This is a genomic window from Fructobacillus tropaeoli (assembly GCF_016860625.1).
GTDB classification, from domain to species: domain Bacteria; phylum Bacillota; class Bacilli; order Lactobacillales; family Lactobacillaceae; genus Fructobacillus; species Fructobacillus tropaeoli.
Genome location: NZ_BOJU01000001.1, coordinates 396905 through 413429, shown reverse-complemented (window position 1 = coordinate 413429; position 16525 = coordinate 396905). Strand labels below are relative to the sequence as shown.

The window sequence follows — 16525 nt, the reverse complement described above, 5'->3', positions numbered from 1 at the left end:
TTTACCATGAAAGAACGCCGAGCCGTGTATGTTTTCTTACGCGGTTTGAAGCACGTTGAACAATTAAAGAAATTCGGTGATATTAGCTATATTTCTAAGAGAATGGGTTATGTCGAACTTTATCTGAATGAAAATGATGTTGAAAAAACAGTTGATAACCTGAACCAGTACCGGTTTGTGAAGACGGTCAAGGTTTCGCCTCGGCCAGATATTGATCCTGATTTGGATGACGTCCATGATGATGTCTTTTTTGAGGCCTACGATCAGGCACAAGAAGATGCTAAAAAGGACCAATCTGACGAAAAATCAGCTGATCCAAAGGGACAGTCCCAGGTAAAATTGGCTAAGCAAACTGGCCAATCAAAAGGACAATCCGAAACAAAATTAGCAGAACCAACTGATCAGGGCCAAAATCAGCCGACGAAAAAGAATAATCGTCAGGATGATGGACAACAAGACTTGCAAACTGATGATAAGGATAAGGCCCACGTGCCGGCTGAAAAGGGAGGAAAGTCCTAATGCGTGTGATTGCAGGAAGATTTGGTGGTCTTCGCTTGGATGCCGTCAAGGGACGTGAAACGCGGCCGACAACTGATAAAATTAAGGAAGCTATTTTTTCAATGTTGATGCCCTATATCAATGGCGGCAAGGTTCTAGATTTGTATGCTGGAACGGGTGGCCTGGGTATCGAGGCAGTTTCGCGGGGGATGGATCAGGCAGTCTTAGTCGACCGACAGAGAGCTGCCATTGCAGTCATCGAGAAAAATATCGAAAAGACCCATGCTGAAGATGCCTTTATGGTCTTGAAAGTCCCAGCTAGTGCTGCGCTAACTCGTTTAGCTAGTCAGGGGAAGTCCTTTGATTTGATTTTGCTTGATCCACCGTATGCTAAGGAAAAGCTAAAGGCTGATTTAACAGCAATGGAAGAGGGCGGACTGCTGGCAACGGACGCCATTATCATGATTGAATCCGACCAGGTCGCTGATTTACCGGAGCCAGGTCCTAACTTAAATTTATTGAAGCAAAAGGACTACGGCATTACTCGAGTGAGCCTTTATAGGTACGAATCTCAACAGGAAAAGTGAGTGGGAAAATGAAAAAAGCAGTCTTTCCAGGGTCTTTTGACCCGTTGACCAACGGCCACTTGGATATTATTCAACGCGCTTCTGAAATTTTTGATGAAGTTGTCGTGGCTGTGGGAATTAATACGAATAAAAAAGGATTGTTCACACCGGCCGAACGACTGGAGTTGGTGGAAGAAGCCGTAGCTAATTTACCAAATGTTCAGGTTGGACAAGTCGGTGGCTTGACCGTTGACTATATGAACGAAATTGGTGCGAAATACTTGGTCCGTGGTCTACGGAATGCCAAGGATTTCGAGTACGAACGCGATATTGCGGAAGTCAATTCTGTCTTGGCTGGTGTTGAAACGGTCTTGCTCTTGGCCAAACCGGAAAATCAGAATGTTTCATCATCGATGGTCAAAGAAATTGCTAAATTTGGTGCCGACAAGCTCGACGCTTTCGTCCCAGCGGTGGTGGTAACCGCCTTACAAAAACATTTTCAATAAAAAATAGCCGACAGCTCGTTGGTACGTATCCAAAAATCGGGATATTTGTACCAAAAAGTGTGTTGGCTTTTTATTTGCACTTCGTCTGATTTGACAGGAGGTTGAGCAGATGATGTACAAAAAATTATTGACTTGGATGAAGGAGCATTTGATTGAATACTGGCGTTATTGGGTTGTGGCTGGCCTAGGTTTGCTGGCAGCAATTATTGTGTTCTGGCGATTGAACCCCCTGGGCACTGAGCAGGGAGCGAAACAAGATGCCCCCGTGCCGAGGCTATCCTCTGCCTTAAGTGAAAAGCAGGAAAAGGTAGCGGATAAGGGCCGCAAAGGGAAAGCTGAGTGCTAGTGGTCGAGTGGTGATTGATCTTAAGGGGGCGGTCAATCACCAAGGAGTGGTCGACTTGCCAACAGGTAGTCGCCTCCAAGACGCTATCCAACAGGCTGGTGGCCTAACAGATCAAGCCGACCGCAACCGTATTAATCTAGCTCAATTATTAGTGGATGGTCAGGCGCTTTATATTGAAAAAGTTGGCGAAGAGGGGTCTAACCAAACGGTTGGCGTTCCTAGTGGCGCTGGTAATGTTGGTGGTGCTCGAGCAGGTGCAACTTCAGAATCTGGACGAAGTGGCGGGGGAACGCTCGTTAATTTGAACACGGCTAGCGCCAAGGAGTTGGAGGCACTGGATGGCATTGGCCCCAAGAAAGCGCAGCAAATTGTGGCTTTTCGAGAGGGAAAACACCGCTTTCAGTCAGTTGAGGACTTGAAAGAAGTCGGCGGGATTGGTCCTAAGCGTTTTGAACAATTAAAAAATCAGGTGACGGTTTAATGGGTCTGCAAGCAACATTGAAGGCAGCCTGGCTGGTGGGCGCCTTATCATTGGCGGTTTACCAGCCGAATTCGTTGACTATCTGTTTGGCGCTATTTTTTAGTTTACTTGCCTTTTTAACGACACGTGGTAGGGACTTGTTTGTCGTACTTGCCTTGTCGCTGGCTTTTTTGTTGTATTTTTTAGTTGACCAAAAAACATTAGACCGTCAGGCAAATCTGCCTGAAGAAAAAGGTCGGCTATATACAATACTCGCCTATCCAGACGAACGGACGATTAATACTGATGGCCGCGTTGCTGGCATTGGTCGCTTAAAAAGTTCAGGTGACCGCGTTTATTACTATTACCAGGCAAAGACTCCGGAAGATTTGGCTCGATTGCGGTCATCGGCTGGCTCAACTTTAATAACTGGCCGAGGTGATTTGACGCCGATTATGCCGGCGACTAATTTTTATCGATTTGATTTTAAAGAATTTGCTAAAACAAAGAAAATTACTCATCAGGTACGCTTGCAAGAAGTGGAGTTAAGGGCGGACCATTTGCGAACCTGGTTTGACCGAATGAATGCTCAATTTCACCATTGGCACGCGGCTTTGTCGGACTATGCTAAGGCATTACTTAACCCAGTAAGAAACTATGCCTTGGCACTCTTACTAGGTTCAAAGAATCAGACCTTGTATGACGATAACCCTAAAATTCAGGAATTAGGGTTGATTCATCTCTTTTCGTTATCAGGCTTCCACGTTGCTTTTTTACTTGCTGTCGTCCGTAGGATTGGGCGATTGATTATCCACCCGCTAATTTTACTAACACTGGGTGGACAACTATCATTTTTTCTGACATTGGTCCTAGCGCTCTTGCCCGATGATTGGTCAACTTGGCAAAAGGGCCTCTTTTTTTATCAGTTTTGACCTTTCCACTAATCGTGGCCCAGCAGTACACCTGGAATATTTGGCAAAGTTTTGTCAATTTGATTGCTATCCCAGTCTTTTCGCTGGTGATTTTACCCGTTGTGTTGGTTGCATTTTTTGGTCAGGTGGTGTCGGGCTTGGCTACGGTAGCGAATTGGCTGGTAACGATGTTTTGACCAATCTGTCTATTGGTTAGGCAACCTGCCGGGACAAATTGTTATTGGCGCACTGCCTTGGCTAATTTTATTAGTGCTGGGTTTTGCGCCCTGGTTTTTATTGGGAGCAGAGAAGGCCGGTCGTCGGTGGGTGGTCGGTACGTGGCTGCTCGCCTTGATAATTGGTTTCTTTTTAGTTCATTTTCCAAAAACGGGCGAGTTTACAACCTTTGACATTGGTCAGGGTGATGCCTCCTTACTTCGTGAACCATACAATAAGACAATCACCTTAATTGATACAGGTGGTAAGGTTTCCTTTCAAAAATCGGGCTTTTCTGACTAGGAAGCGACTAAAAATAAACCCTATGAAAAACAGAGTTGGCCGAAAAATCAGGAAGGGCAGGCACGGTCGGTGATTGTGCCTTACCTACATGCGCATGGAATTAGTCGAATTAATACGTTATCGTTATCTCACCAGGACCAAGACCATCTTGGCGATGCTCGAGTGAATTTAACAACGTTTCAAGTTGACCAAGTTTTGTTACCGGCAGGGATGACCAATCAACCAGCATTTTTGAAAAAAATCCAGCCTTACCTCAGAAAGGCAAAGGTTGTTTCGGTGACCGACCGGGTGCAACCAGCTAACTTGCCATTGCGTGTTTTACACCCGTTTCAACCTGGTATTGGGGAAAATGAAGACTCAATTGCTCTTGGTGGTCAGGTTGGCCCCTTGGTCTTGTTTACCGCTGGTGACTTTGACCAAGCTGGGGAGAAAAAAGTTTTGGCCAGGTATCCAAATTTTCGTCCAAATTTGGTTAAGTTTGGCCATCATGGGTCTAAGACAGCGACAAATCCAGCGGTGATGGCGGAGTGGCAGCCGACCTATGGTCTGATTTCTGCTGGTCGAAAAAATCGCTACGGTCACCCAAATCAGGAGGTGGTAGAGGTTGCTGCTAAGCAGAAAATGATTGTCTACGATACGAGGCGTCAAGGTATGCTAAGATATGTATATGAAAATTACAAAAAAGGACATTTCCAGGTAAAAAGCACCAATGACCTTACAAACAGTAAAACAACAAATTGATCAGAGTGCGTTGCCAAGCCTGTACCTGGTGACTGGTAACGAGCCCGCTTTAGTTCAAAAAGCTCACCGACTATTTGCGTCTATTATTGACCCGGCCGAGCAAGAAATGAACCAGTCGACATATGATTTCGCCGAGGTTGGCCTGGGCCCAATCCTGGACGATTATTTGAGTGCTCCTTTTTTCGGTGATCACCGTTTGGTTTTGGTTGAAAATCCGACCTTCTTAACGGCCGGATCGAAGTTAACGGCTAATCAGGAAAAGGCTTTGCAAGAAGCATTGGACCATCCAGTGCCAGGAAACCTCTTGGTTTTGTTTGCTAATGAGGCTTCTTTGGACAAACGTAAGAAGGTCACCAAGTCTGTTTTGAGTCAAGCAGAGCTTCTCGACTTACCGGCATTGGATGAACGCCAGACACGCCAGGCCCTGCACCAGTTCTTAGACCAGCGACGGGTAGAAATCAGCCAAGAAGCAGAGGCTGAGTTACTTCTGAGAACCCAAGCCTCTTACTCGAAGGTCTTGGCTGAATTACCTAAGCTCTTGGCTTATGCTAGTCAAACGAAAACGATTGATTTGACCGGGGTAACCGGTTTGGTTCCAAAGGAATCAATGGCGCAAGCCTTTGATTTGGCTGATTTAGTTTTGAAGCAGAAAAAAGCTGAGGCCTTACATTTGTACCATGACCTCGTTAAAAACGGCGAAGCGCCATTACGGCTGAATGCCCTTTTGCTCGGCCAGTTCCGCTTATTGTTACAGGTGGCTGGTTCGAATGGAACAGATCAGTCCGTTGGAACTGCTTTAAAAGTTCATCCTTATCGGGTAAAGCTGGCACGACAATCATTACGTCACTACCGGTTGGGACAGGTACGGGCCGGATTCTTGCAGATTTTACAAATGGAAATTAAGATGAAGTCCGAAATGGTTGACCCACTCTTCCTGTTTGAAAACTTTATGGTTAATTTTCGCTAATAAAAAGGCCCGACACTATTGTGGTGTTGGGCCTTTTTATTATTGCTATATTTAGTCAAAGTCGCCATCGGCAATTTGTGCTAATGTATCGCGGGATGGGATGAAGAAAAGTTGACCGGACAAAAGTTCAGAGAAGGTCAACAGGAAGTCGGATTTATCAACCATGTTTTGTAACATGCCCTTGGTGACTTCCCAATGACGGGCGTAACCCATGAAGTAGGTTCCGGTGTTTCCAGTAGCAGGGTCAGAGTAAGGAACGTTCATGCGGATAATCTTCTGCTCAACGCCATTTGGCTCATACTTAGAAGCAACGTTATGGGCATTTTCATACTTCTCGTCGTCTTCTAATTCCAAATCAGAAAACTTTTCGCGCCCAACAGCCTTTTCCTGGTGCTCGGTCTTCATTTTGTTCCAGAAGTCCATGTTGTGACGCCACTTTTGTGCAAAGGCGTAAGAACCATTTTCAAAGGCGGCATCTTCATCGCCGATAAGGGCGTAGTCGGCTGAATCTTCTGGTGCAGGTGCCTCGGTGCCATCGATGAAGCCGATAATAGCACGACCCTCGAAGTAGCGGAAGCCCTGAGTTGAATCAACAACTTCGGTAAAGTCCTTTAAGAACTTCATGAATTGAGTTTGAGCTTCAACGACAATGGCCTGGTTGTTAGCACGAATATGGAAGAAAATGTCGCCTTCAGTGGCGGGCATGCCATATTTTGGTCCCTTCATACCGGTAAAGGTTTCAAGTTCCTTTGGCTTGGCAGACTTTGGAAATAGTAGTTCCCAAGCATGGTTGGAGAAGCCGATAGCAACCTTCAAAGTTGAAGGAGAACCATCATTTTGACCATCGCGGATTCGTAGCGAACGAATGATGGCTTGTGACCGATCCGCAAAATCGACGATGGCATCATGCAGGTCAGATTGTGGCAGGTCCTTAAATTTTAATACGGTAAACTGAACGCTTTGTCCGATGTCCTTCCAAACATCTTGAGCGACTTTCGGATTAATTGGCATTGTCGTAATTCCTCATTTCCTAATTTTACTTTTTTCATTGTACCGCTCTTTTTCTTGAAATACTATAAATAAGATTTGTTCTAATTTATTTGGATATTTTCTAATAAAAAATCAGCTAAAAATACTTGGCATTGTGCTGTTATTATTCATATTAAAGTAGGTGGTAGTTGGTTTTACACAACTGGCGTTTTTAGTTGAAAATTCGTAAAATAGGCCTATGAAAACAATTACGAAAATTGCGACACAAAAGCGGGATGGCCGCTATAGTATCGAATTGGACGGGCACTTTGCTTTTGGGGTGTCCGAAAACGTTTTGGCAAAGTTTGGTCTTTTGAAAGGCCGCCAACTTGATGACGCCATGATTGAAGAACTAAAGCAGGCGGAGAAGGTTGATCAGGGTCTAAAAATTGCGCTGAACTATTTAAGCCCCGCCTTACGCACCGTTCGCCAGGTCAAAGACCGCCTGAAGCAAAAGAAGGTGGAAGAGGGGGTTATTGACCAAGTCATCAACCATTTGCGCCAGCAGGGCCTGTTAGATGATGCTGTTTATGCTAAACACTATGTCGCCACGAAACAAGTCTTTAATCCCAAGGGACCTCGGGGGATTGCACAGGACTTGAAGCAGGCCGGTGTCCAAGAAGAAATCATCGAAAATGCTATTTTAGGCTTTGCAGAAGAGGACCAGGTCTTAGTTGCCACAAAGATGGCGGAAAAATTAGCGCGGACTCATCGACGCGATTCAACGGTGATTCGCCAACAAAAGGTTGCGCAGGCCTTGGTGCAAAAGGGCTTTTCCTATGACCTGGCCAGTCAGGTCATCAATGATTTAGATATCGCAAATGATGAAGACGATGAGCAAGAGAATGCTAACAAGCAGGCAGAAAAACTTGCTCGCCATCATCAGCGTCTGGCTGCCAAAGACCGATTTTATAAGGTGAAACAAGGTCTCTATGCTAAGGGGTACCGTGGTGAGATCATTGACCAGGCCTTAGAAACAATTGATTTTGACGAGGAATAACTGGCCAGCTGTGTGCTTTTGATTGATTTGAGGAGAACCAGCTGTCCTAAGTTTTAATAAATCTTTGAAGTGAAATGTTAGGCTAGCTGCATGCGTTTCAACTGATTTTAGCGTGGCATAATAAACCGGCTATGCTCCTTTGATGTCCGTCTTTTCTAGAGAAAATTGACCATATTAGCCAACTGATTTTAAAATTATGGTATAATTGAAAAGGAATTTTTGTCAGAAAAGTGGGACGAGCATGATTGTTGATAAGCCAAGTCGCGGACCGCGCGAAGGGGATGTCATCACGATCAAAAGCTATAAGCATGACGGCTCGCTGCATCGAACCTGGCGTGACACGATGGTGTTGAAAACCAGTGAAAATGCCATTATTGGTCTAAATGACCATACTTTGGTGACAGAAGATAACGGTCGGCGCTGGGTGACACGCGAACCGGCTATCTTGTACTTCCATAAGAAGTACTGGTTTAACATCGTCGCGATGATTCGCGATAACGGGATATCTTACTACTGTAATTTAGCCTCACCATACACTTTGGATAAAGAAGCGCTCAAGTATATCGATTATGATTTGGACGTTAAGGTTTTCCCGGATGGGGAAAAACATCTCTTAGATGCGGATGAGTATGCGGCCCACAGTAAACAATGGCATTACCCTAAAGAAGTTGATCAAATTTTAAAGGCACACGTTAAGATTTTGGTTGACTGGATTAATAACGAAAAAGGACCTTTTTCGCAGGGGTACGTCGATGTTTGGTATTCTCGTTACCAATATTTGATGCAACAGCGGTTAAAAGATCGTCGTTGACTAAGTTAGAAGGACACGGAAACGTGTTCTTTTTTTGTATAATAAACATAACTAAAAAAGACTAGGGGATGACATGGCGGTTACGATTTTATTAACACCAGGTGAAGTAGACAGTCGGCAACAACTGGTTGAACAAATTCACAACCAGCTGGTCCATGAGGACCGGCGTGATATTTACTACGTGGTGCCTAATCACGTGAAGTTTGATGCGGAAGTTGACGTCTTAAAACGGTTGGCTCGGGCTCAGGGCTATTCGGCGGACCAAGTTTTTGCGCAATCACAGGTTCAGGTTTACTCGTTGACCCGGTTAGCCTGGCGTTTCTTGCAGGCCGAAGGAAAGGTTCAGCCACCTGTGTTGGGAGAGGCCGGCCTCTTTGTGCTGGTTTCCCAAATCTTAAAAGAAAATGCCAGTCTTTTGCCAACCTTTGCCAGAATGCAGGCTAAGAAAGGCTTTGTACAAAATTTGGTTAGTCAGTTAGCTGAGTTGCGCGGCGCAGAAATCAGCCCCCAGGACTTGTTGGCTATTTTGGATCAGGTTCAGGAAAGTGGGCAAAAAAATCCCCTGCAGACCAAGACTTTAAGTCAGAAGCTCCGGGATTTGGCAGTCGTAGCGGACGCCTTCAATGAGGCCTTGGTGGAACGCTATTTGTTGGCCCAAGAAGCTCTGCCTTATTTTGTTGAGCAAAGCGAGAACTTGGACTTAAGTAATACTGTCATCTACCTTGAAGGGTTTACAGGCTTTACGGCTGGTGAATGGTCGGTCGTGAACTTTTTGATTGAAAAAACTGATTTGACCTTGGCTATCTTGGGTGACAAAGACCAGTTGACCACTTTTGAATCGGGAGATGTTTATGCCAAACCGCTGACAACGGCCTTGACCATTATCAAACGGGCCCGATACAAGGAAACTGATGTTACTGTTTTGGACGGCCGACAAGATCACCCGTTCGAGACCATTAGTGCGCCGGCTGACAAAAATGAGCCTGCTACTGATTTAAAACAACAAAATAAAACCACAAAGGAAATTCTATTACCGGCCTGGGCCAAGTTAGGTTCCTACCAAGAGCCAAAAGGCCAACAAATCGAACCTGATTTACAAGCTTTTGTGGCGGATAATACCGTGACGGAATTAGAAGAGGTAGCTCGGCGGATTCGCCAGGACCTACAGAATCAACCCGACCTTCGCCTACGGGATATCTTAGTCTTAGCCCGTGACCTTGGTCCTTATAGTAAGCACTTACCGGCGGTGATGAACCAGTTTGACCTGGCTTACTTCTTGGATAATGACATTAAGATGGGCAACCATCCCTTGGTGGAGTTGGTAACGAAGCTGCTTGGTCCTACTAACCAGGCATTTTATCCAGAAAATATTCTGACAATTTTGAAAACCGGTTTCTTACGGCCTAGCCAAGACGGCCAGTTGATTAATGATGATATTTATTTTGAAACCGTGGCCTACCTTGATAATTACTTGGCCGGCCACCGCCCTTCTGCACGAAAATGGCATGACCGGCAGGCGCAGTTTATCCTGTTCGAGGATAACGGTGAACCAGATCGGCCTGGCTTCGACCAAGATCAGCGGGTTAATCGCCGCCTGAACCTTCTGAAGGGTTTTGTGGTGGAAGCCCTTGATGCCATGAACCAGGGGTTAAAGCAGGCGAAAACGTTAAGCGACGGTGCCCGGTTTTTGATGGCTTACCTGGACCAGTTTCAGGTTAAAAAAGCGATTATCAACCACCGAGATGCCCTGGTGGAAGCTGGCGACCTGGTGAAGGCACAACAGGTCATGGAAGTTTGGCAACTCTTTATTAATATTTTGGACCAAGTGGTCCAAGTGGCCGGTAATCAAGACTTTGACCGCCAGGTCTTTTTGGCGGCCCTACAATCAGGGTTTGCCGGAGGTAAGTTTACGGGTATCCCTAACCAGTTGGACCAGTTAACCATTTCAGAAGCTGGAATTGTGCAAAGCCAAAAGTACCGAGTCTTGTACTTTATCGGTGGAACCCGGTCGGCCTTGCCAGCGCAGGTTAAGAATAATACCGTTTTGACGGACCAAGACCGCCTGCTCGTGCAGCCGGCATTGGCCGAGCAGGAGACGCCGCGCTATTTGCGACAAACCGCAGCGGCACAGATGTCCGAAGAAAACTTGGTCTTTTATGGGGCTTTGCAGGCTGCTTCATCAAAGGTTGTTTTGTCCTATCCACTGTTAAATCAGGAAGGCAAGCAAAACGAGATGTCGCCTTACTACAGCCGCTTGTTGAATTTCTTCTTGGTACCGGTTCAACCGGTGGCAGGACAGGCTAAAAACTTGGCTGATTTAACAGCGCATTACTTGGGAACACCAGCTGCAACGCTGTCGCAATTGGCTAAAATGAACGATTTAGCTGATCAAGGAACTGATTTTCAAGCGGTCCGAGATGCCTTGGCAGATGCTGGCTTGGACGGCCAGGTGGACAGAGTGCTGTCGAGTCGCCACTATCAAAATCAGGCTCGAATTTTGACCCCTAATTTGGCCAAGGAGCTATTCCAGCGGCCACTGCGGGTCTCCATTTCACAAATTGAAGCTTTCTATCGAAATCCCTATGAGTACTTCCTGAAGTACGGACTGCGTCTACAGGAGCGGCCAAGTGCCGAGCTAGATGCCGCTTCAACGGGAATTATTTATCATGACCTCTTTGAAAAGGCGGTTGGCAACTTGATTGAAAAGAAGGAAACCCTCCGTGACCTCACGTCAGCAGAGATTAAGACGGTCGTTCAAGATGAATTAGCTCAGTTGGTCCAGGAACCACAATTTGCTGAATTAAATGAGAATGGTAAAGGCAAGACGGTGGCCCAGTATTTGGACCAGGTTGCCCAGGAATTGCTCAAACACCTAACGCAGGCGGCTCAAACGAACCAGTCTGCCCCAGACCGGGTTGAAACGCTCTTTGGCTTTCCTCAGGGCGACTTGATGCCCTTGAGTTTGGGTGAGGGTGACCGGGAGGTCATCGTCCGTGGAAAGATTGATCGGTTAGACCGCCAGGACCCAGCAGGGGTCTTTGCCACTCTGGTCGATTACAAGACATCCGGGAAAACTTTTAGTTATCGCGATGCGGCCAATGGCCTGCAGCTTCAGTTGCTGACATACTGGCAGGCTGTTCAGGAAAACGCCAAGCAGTTGGGAGTGCAAAGCGTTGGTGGAGCCTTCTTTGCCCCAATCCAGCAAGAAGTGATTCCACTGGCTAAATTTCGCGGTGACGTGGATGAGTTATTGGCTGGTAAAGCCACTAGTCAGAGCTTTCAGTACCGAGGCTTAGCACTGGATAATCCCGATTACCTAGATGAATTAGAACGACTGGCACCAAAGGAAAAGGCGCGCTACTATCAGTTAACGATGTCAAAGGATGGGCAGCCAACGGCAACGTCGGAAACGATTACCGATGCTGATTTTGCTCTCTTGGCTAAGAAAAATCAGGAACTACTGCAGGAAGCGGCCGAGAAGATTCAGGCCGGACAGTTCCCCATTCGACCGGTTGAAAGTGCCCTGCAATATTCCGCCTATAAGGACGTCATGCGCTTTGACAAGGTCTTAGGCGACCGTTACCAGGTGCCAAAGTATACCGGCCGAAAGAAAGAAGTCATCAAACAGTTACAAGCAGAAGAGGATGGTGAAAATGGCTAGACAGTACACCGAAAATCAAAAAAAGGCGATTAGCCATAGCGGTCATAATATCCTAGTGGCGGCTTCGGCCGGTTCCGGGAAGACGACAGTCCTGATTGAACGCTTGGTCCGCAAAATTTTAGCCGGTGCCAGTGTAGATGAATTTCTAATCGTGACCTTTACCAACGCTGCTGCTGCGGAAATGAAGGAACGGCTGGAAGTGGCGATTACGGAGCAGATTGGCCAGGCGACAGATAACAAGCAAAAACGCTTCTTGCTGGACCAGCTGGCACTCTTGCCTGTTGCAAATGTGTCGACCATCGACTCCTTTGCATTGAAATTAATTGATACGTACTACTATAAAATTGGTCTTGACCCCAGCTACCGGTTGCTAGCCGACCAGGCGGAATTAAACCTGCTAAAAGACCGGGTAATTGAGGCGGTCTTTGCTGACTTTTATGATCAAAGTCATCCCGACCATGAGGCCTTTCTCGCCTTAGTCAATAACTTTGCTAATCCAAATCAGGATCAGAATCTGAAGGAAAAAGTCCTAAAACTGGCAGATTTTGCCCTAGCCCGGCCTGATGGTCCGGAGTGGCTGGCTTCTTTGGCTGAACAAGCGCCAGCCTCGATGACTGACACAGACTCGAAAGCGATGGCCACGTCAGCCCTAGTTGACCAGAATAATTTTCAAAAGTTTTTAGCACCAAAAATTTTGGCGACCTTTAACCAGGCGGACCAGGTTTTCACCGGAATTTTGCAGGATATCGAGGGCGTTAGCGAGTTAAACAAGACGACCAATTTTGTCCAGGAAACTTTGGAAAAAGTCCATCAAGTCCGGCAGGCGCTAACCGACCACCAATCTTTTGATACCTTGCGGGGTTTGATTGCCTCCGACTGGGGTAAAATCCCACAGGCGAAGACGGCCAAGGTTTTTAAGGAAGACCCGGATTTGGCGTCGCTCTTAGATGCCGCTCGGGCTGGCTTTAGCACCTTCTTTGCCAAGTCTGGTCGGATTGGAGCGGTCGTCCACTTGAATCAAACCATTTTTGCTTTGACGGAGAACCAGTGGCAGCAGGTTAATGCGGCCGGGAACCAGTTGGTAGGCACGCTGGTAACAGTGACGCAGGCGTTCTTGAATGCTTTTGCTGCTAAGAAGCGGGAAGAAAACCTGTTGGACTTTTCGGATGCCGAGCAGTTGTCCTTGCTGATTTTGCAGCAGGAGGACGTGTTGAACTTGGTACAGAGCCAATTTCAAGAAATTCTGGTCGATGAATATCAGGATATTAACCGCCTCCAGGAAACTTTCTTGAAAAGCCTTTCAAACGGCGAAAATATGTATATGGTGGGGGATGTCAAGCAGAGTATTTACGGTTTCCGTCAGGCGGATCCGTCGCTCTTTACCGGCAAATACTTTGACTTTGCCAGGGAGGACAGCCCTGATGAACGAATTGAATTGGCTGAAAATTTTCGGTCAGAAAATAACGTGACGACGGTGATTAACCAGATTTTTACCCAATTGATGGATGAAGAGCTGGGGGATATTCCCTACCAGGATTCCGCCAAGTTGATTGCGGCGGCGTCTTATCCGGAGATGGTGCCATCGGTCTTTCATCTCGATATTATCGAACAGGCGGATAAGGAAAAGTCAGCCTTTGCGACTAATGAAAGTAGTGAAAATCAGGCGGGTGCAGAAGCCGATAATAACGAAAAGAGGGCCAGCCAGTACCGCTACTTAGCACAAAAAATTCAGGGGCTGATTCAAAAGGGGGAAGTCTATGACCAAAAAGCGGGTTTGATGCGCCCGGTCAAGTTTTCCGATATTGCGATTCTTACCCGGTCCAAGACCGGCTATGTCGAATTGCTCCGCACGCTCAATCAGGCTGGCATCCCAGTCCAATCGGACGGGGTTGGCAACTACTACCAGGTTATGGAAGTGTACGTAGTCCTTGATCTCTTGCGAATTGTCGACAATCCCCATCAGGACATACCGCTTGCGGCCGTCTTGCGGTCACCGATTTTTGCCTTTGATGAAAATGATTTGGCGGAAATTCGCTTGGCCGACCGCCGTCATGACTTCTATACCGCCGTGGTGGCGGATGCCAAGGACCATGCCCGTAGCCAAAGGTTCTTAGAAATGCTTGGCGCCTGGCAATCGTTGGCCCGTCAAAATGATTTGGTTGGTTTAGTTTTGGCGATTTATCAGGATACGGGTTGGCTGGATTATGCTGGCGGCCTGCCTGGCGGCAACCAGCGTCAGGCTAATTTGCATGCTCTGTATGAAAAGGCCGGTGCCTTTCAGGAAAATGGCCAATCAGGGCTGTACGCTTTCATTCAATATATCGAAGAGATTCAAAAGAATGGTCAGGAAGTGGGTGAGGTGGCCCAGGAATCGGCCGAGGAAAGTGTGGCCTTGATGACCATTCACGCTTCCAAAGGGCTGGAATTTCCAATCGTCATCTTGCCGGAGTTGGAAAAAGATTTGAACGCCCGCGACATGCAGGGCGATTTCTTAGTGCAAAAGGACGCCGGTGTCGGTGTTGATTACTTGGAACCAAATGCCAAAGTTAAGGTGGCGACAATGGCAAAGTATGCCGTCAAGGAAGCCTTGCAGCGGCAGGCTTGGTCGGAAGAAATGCGCCTTTACTACGTGGCCTTGACCCGGGCCAAGCAACAACTCTATCTGGTCGGTACCGTTGCTAAGCAAGAGGATGAAAGTGCCCGGCCACGGGCGCTTTATCTGGAGGCGCGGTCAACGGTGGGGCAGTTCTTAGGGCGCGACTTGCGTCTTCGGTCTAAGTCATACTTGGATTGGACGTTGATTACTCTGGCTCGATTGAAGGTGCCAGCACTGACCGAGTGGTTGGGCGAGGTTCAGACGCCGCGGGTGCCATCGACTCAGACGCCACAGACCGGCGTGATTCAAGTCACAGTTATTCCGGAAGAGGAAGTTGGCCCTTTGACGGTGAAATCAGCTGCAACACTAGTTGAAGAACCAGTGGCCGGCTCCGTCACGTCAAAGCAAACGATTGACATCAACCGCCTGCGTGGCCGCTTGAATTACCAATATCCTAACTGGCCAGCGACCCAAACGGCTGCCTATCAATCGGTATCTGAAATTAAGAGCCTTTTTGAGGATCCGGACCAAAGTCAATTGGCGAAACTGACCTTGGACCAGGCTGGCCATCAAATGTCGTGGTCGGGTCATTCTGTTGAAACTGAAGGTAGAGAAAATTCGCACCAGCCGGCTGCTGATAGTAGGCAACAAGCTCAAGACGGTGCTGGCTCGAACAATAACAGCAGTCAGGACAAGTCATACTCCTCGGCTCACCCAGCAACCAAGGCTAGCGCCAGCCACCGTCCTGACCAGCGTGTCCTGGACCCGACGGCTCATGTGCTCACGACCGATACCTTGCCGGTACCAGCCTTTGAGGAAGACGGTCAAGCCAAGCCGGCACCAACTGCTGTTGGGACGGCGACTCACCTGATTTTACAGTTGATTGACTTTAACCAGCCATATACGCTGGCTGATCTTGAAGAACTGTTGGCTAGCTTGGTGGCCGATGGAAAGGTTTTGGACCAAGTGGCGACCCTGGTTGACTTGGACCAGATTTTAGATTTCTTACAAACAGACATGGCGCAAACGATTGCCCACCATTCTAAGACATTGCACCGGGAAAATCCGTTTTCAATGCTGGTGCCCGCCAACCAGGTCTATCCTGATTTAACCGAGACGGAACCAATTTTAATTCACGGAATTATTGACGGTTACTTTATTGATGACCAGCAAAAAACGATTACGCTCTTTGATTACAAGACGGATTATGTGGCGAAGACGCCAGGACCAAAGCAAAATGAGGGGTTGGCCAAAATTCGTCACCAGTATACCGGGCAAATTCGTCTCTACCAGACGGCTTTGCAGCAGGAATATCCGGGCTACCAGGTACAAAATGGACTTTTGATTCTTTTGGCTGGTCATAGAACGCTTGAAATTTCGGCTAGTCGGCCGGCGGGACTTTCGTAATCGGCTTTGCCAGCGTATAATGGCAGGCAAGTCAGGTGGGTTTCGCCGACTGTTTGTTAGGACCAAAAATCAGGTCTGCATGAAACGGGGAATTTTGATGAAAAATTTTTACGATATTTTACAGTACTTAAAAACTTATGACGTCTTTATTCATTTAGGGAAGCGCCTTTGGGACATTGAAATGGCCGCCTTGGAAGTCGATAACCTCTACAAGGCCGATGTAATTTCAAAAGAGGACTATAAAAAAATGAAAGTTATCTTGGCCAAGGAGCATGACCAAGAGGCAACGTTGACCGGTGATTATTCCGGTCCGGACTTTTTAGCCGCAAGTAGTGTGCAATAAGCTTTGGACCCGTCTAATTTTTTCTTAGTAGGATTGATTGGACAATCAGAATAATATTGTTTAAAAAATAACTTATGCTGTTTTTTGTAAACGCTTGCATAAAGTAGACAACCTTTGTTAAAATAAATGAGTAATCTAAGACACAGGAGGAATGTTCTGTCAGG

16 protein-coding genes are annotated in these 16525 nt (G+C 47.0%); 15 read left to right on the top strand and 1 reads right to left on the bottom strand.

Annotated features, from left to right (window positions below; translation table 11 throughout):
• Positions 1-6 precede the first annotated feature (6 nt).
• From FT12353_RS01985 to holA, 10 genes are all read left to right on the top strand, one after another.
• Complete coding sequence (locus FT12353_RS01985) at positions 7-519, top strand: YlbG family protein (protein WP_239061158.1); 513 nt, start codon at positions 7-9, stop codon at positions 517-519.
• Positions 519-1085: a 16S rRNA (guanine(966)-N(2))-methyltransferase RsmD gene (gene rsmD, locus FT12353_RS01980; protein WP_203617744.1), complete on the top strand. Its 567-nt coding sequence runs from the start codon at positions 519-521 to the stop codon at positions 1083-1085. Before FT12353_RS01985 ends, rsmD begins: the two co-directional genes overlap by 1 nt.
• Before the next feature lie 8 nt (positions 1086-1093).
• Positions 1094-1570, top strand: a complete 477-nt coding sequence (gene coaD / locus FT12353_RS01975; protein ID WP_203617735.1) for a pantetheine-phosphate adenylyltransferase — start codon at positions 1094-1096, stop codon at positions 1568-1570.
• A gap of 109 nt (positions 1571-1679) precedes the next feature.
• Positions 1680-1916, top strand: coding sequence for a hypothetical protein (locus FT12353_RS01970; protein ID WP_203617733.1), 237 nt, complete (start codon positions 1680-1682; stop codon positions 1914-1916).
• 10 nt (positions 1917-1926) lie between these two features.
• Positions 1927-2397 (top strand): helix-hairpin-helix domain-containing protein, encoded by a 471-nt coding sequence (locus FT12353_RS01965; protein ID WP_203617731.1) that lies wholly within the window; start codon positions 1927-1929, stop codon positions 2395-2397.
• The gene (locus FT12353_RS01960) at positions 2397-3308 is read left to right on the top strand and encodes a ComEC/Rec2 family competence protein (RefSeq protein WP_203617729.1); all 912 of its coding nucleotides are present in this window, start codon (positions 2397-2399) and stop codon (positions 3306-3308) included. Before FT12353_RS01965 ends, FT12353_RS01960 begins: the two co-directional genes overlap by 1 nt.
• A 14-nt stretch (positions 3309-3322) precedes the next feature.
• Positions 3323-3484: a ComEC/Rec2 family competence protein gene (locus tag FT12353_RS08630; RefSeq protein WP_373299304.1), complete on the top strand. Its 162-nt coding sequence runs from the start codon at positions 3323-3325 to the stop codon at positions 3482-3484.
• Between the two features lie 100 nt (positions 3485-3584).
• Positions 3585-3806: a hypothetical protein gene (locus FT12353_RS01950; protein ID WP_203617713.1), complete on the top strand. Its 222-nt coding sequence runs from the start codon at positions 3585-3587 to the stop codon at positions 3804-3806.
• Between the two features lie 69 nt (positions 3807-3875).
• Complete coding sequence (locus tag FT12353_RS01945) at positions 3876-4547, top strand: ComEC/Rec2 family competence protein (RefSeq protein ID WP_203617712.1); 672 nt, start codon at positions 3876-3878, stop codon at positions 4545-4547.
• A complete protein-coding gene (gene holA, locus FT12353_RS01940) occupies positions 4516-5514 on the top strand; it encodes a DNA polymerase III subunit delta (RefSeq protein WP_203617710.1) in 999 nt (332 codons plus the stop codon). The genes FT12353_RS01945 and holA overlap by 32 nt, the downstream gene beginning before the upstream one ends.
• A gap of 51 nt (positions 5515-5565) precedes the next feature.
• Here the strand turns inward: holA and FT12353_RS01935 are convergent, their stop codons facing one another.
• A complete protein-coding gene (locus FT12353_RS01935) occupies positions 5566-6525 on the bottom strand; it encodes a Dyp-type peroxidase (protein WP_168778144.1) in 960 nt (319 codons plus the stop codon).
• A 217-nt stretch (positions 6526-6742) separates the two neighbouring features.
• On the opposite strand from FT12353_RS01935, the gene recX reads away from it, so the two are divergent.
• From recX to FT12353_RS01910, 5 genes are all read left to right on the top strand, one after another.
• A complete protein-coding gene (gene recX / locus FT12353_RS01930) occupies positions 6743-7543 on the top strand; it encodes a recombination regulator RecX (RefSeq protein ID WP_203617708.1) in 801 nt (266 codons plus the stop codon).
• Positions 7544-7784: 241 nt separating this feature from the next.
• Entirely contained in the window at positions 7785-8354 is a 570-nt protein-coding gene (gene ntdP / locus FT12353_RS01925; protein ID WP_047975116.1) for a nucleoside tri-diphosphate phosphatase, read from the top strand.
• Positions 8355-8427: 73 nt separating this feature from the next.
• Entirely contained in the window at positions 8428-12015 is a 3588-nt protein-coding gene (locus tag FT12353_RS01920; protein ID WP_203617706.1) for a PD-(D/E)XK nuclease family protein, read from the top strand.
• On the top strand, positions 12008-16018 hold the full coding sequence (gene addA, locus FT12353_RS01915) for a helicase-exonuclease AddAB subunit AddA (protein ID WP_203617699.1): 4011 nt from the start codon (positions 12008-12010) through the stop codon (positions 16016-16018). The genes FT12353_RS01920 and addA overlap by 8 nt, the downstream gene beginning before the upstream one ends.
• Before the next feature lie 97 nt (positions 16019-16115).
• A complete protein-coding gene (locus FT12353_RS01910; protein WP_203617690.1) occupies positions 16116-16361 on the top strand; it encodes a YqgQ family protein in 246 nt (81 codons plus the stop codon).
• Positions 16362-16525: the final 164 nt, after the last annotated feature.

What these genes read in the sequence shown, in the direction of transcription:
- FT12353_RS01985 (WP_239061158.1), top strand. Translation starts at nt 7, where the DNA reads ATGAAAGAACGCCGAGCCGTGTATGTTTTCTTACGCGGTTTGAAGCAC.
- rsmD (WP_203617744.1), top strand. Translation starts at nt 519, where the DNA reads ATGCGTGTGATTGCAGGAAGATTTGGTGGTCTTCGCTTGGATGCCGTC.
- coaD (WP_203617735.1), top strand. Translation starts at nt 1,094, where the DNA reads ATGAAAAAAGCAGTCTTTCCAGGGTCTTTTGACCCGTTGACCAACGGC.
- FT12353_RS01970 (WP_203617733.1), top strand. Translation starts at nt 1,680, where the DNA reads ATGATGTACAAAAAATTATTGACTTGGATGAAGGAGCATTTGATTGAA.
- FT12353_RS01960 (WP_203617729.1), top strand. Translation starts at nt 2,397, where the DNA reads ATGGGTCTGCAAGCAACATTGAAGGCAGCCTGGCTGGTGGGCGCCTTA.
- holA (WP_203617710.1), top strand. Translation starts at nt 4,516, where the DNA reads ATGACCTTACAAACAGTAAAACAACAAATTGATCAGAGTGCGTTGCCA.
- FT12353_RS01935 (WP_168778144.1), bottom strand. Translation starts at nt 6,525, where the DNA reads ATGCCAATTAATCCGAAAGTCGCTCAAGATGTTTGGAAGGACATCGGA.
- recX (WP_203617708.1), top strand. Translation starts at nt 6,743, where the DNA reads ATGAAAACAATTACGAAAATTGCGACACAAAAGCGGGATGGCCGCTAT.
- ntdP (WP_047975116.1), top strand. Translation starts at nt 7,785, where the DNA reads ATGATTGTTGATAAGCCAAGTCGCGGACCGCGCGAAGGGGATGTCATC.
- FT12353_RS01920 (WP_203617706.1), top strand. Translation starts at nt 8,428, where the DNA reads ATGGCGGTTACGATTTTATTAACACCAGGTGAAGTAGACAGTCGGCAA.
- addA (WP_203617699.1), top strand. Translation starts at nt 12,008, where the DNA reads ATGGCTAGACAGTACACCGAAAATCAAAAAAAGGCGATTAGCCATAGC.
- FT12353_RS01910 (WP_203617690.1), top strand. Translation starts at nt 16,116, where the DNA reads ATGAAAAATTTTTACGATATTTTACAGTACTTAAAAACTTATGACGTC.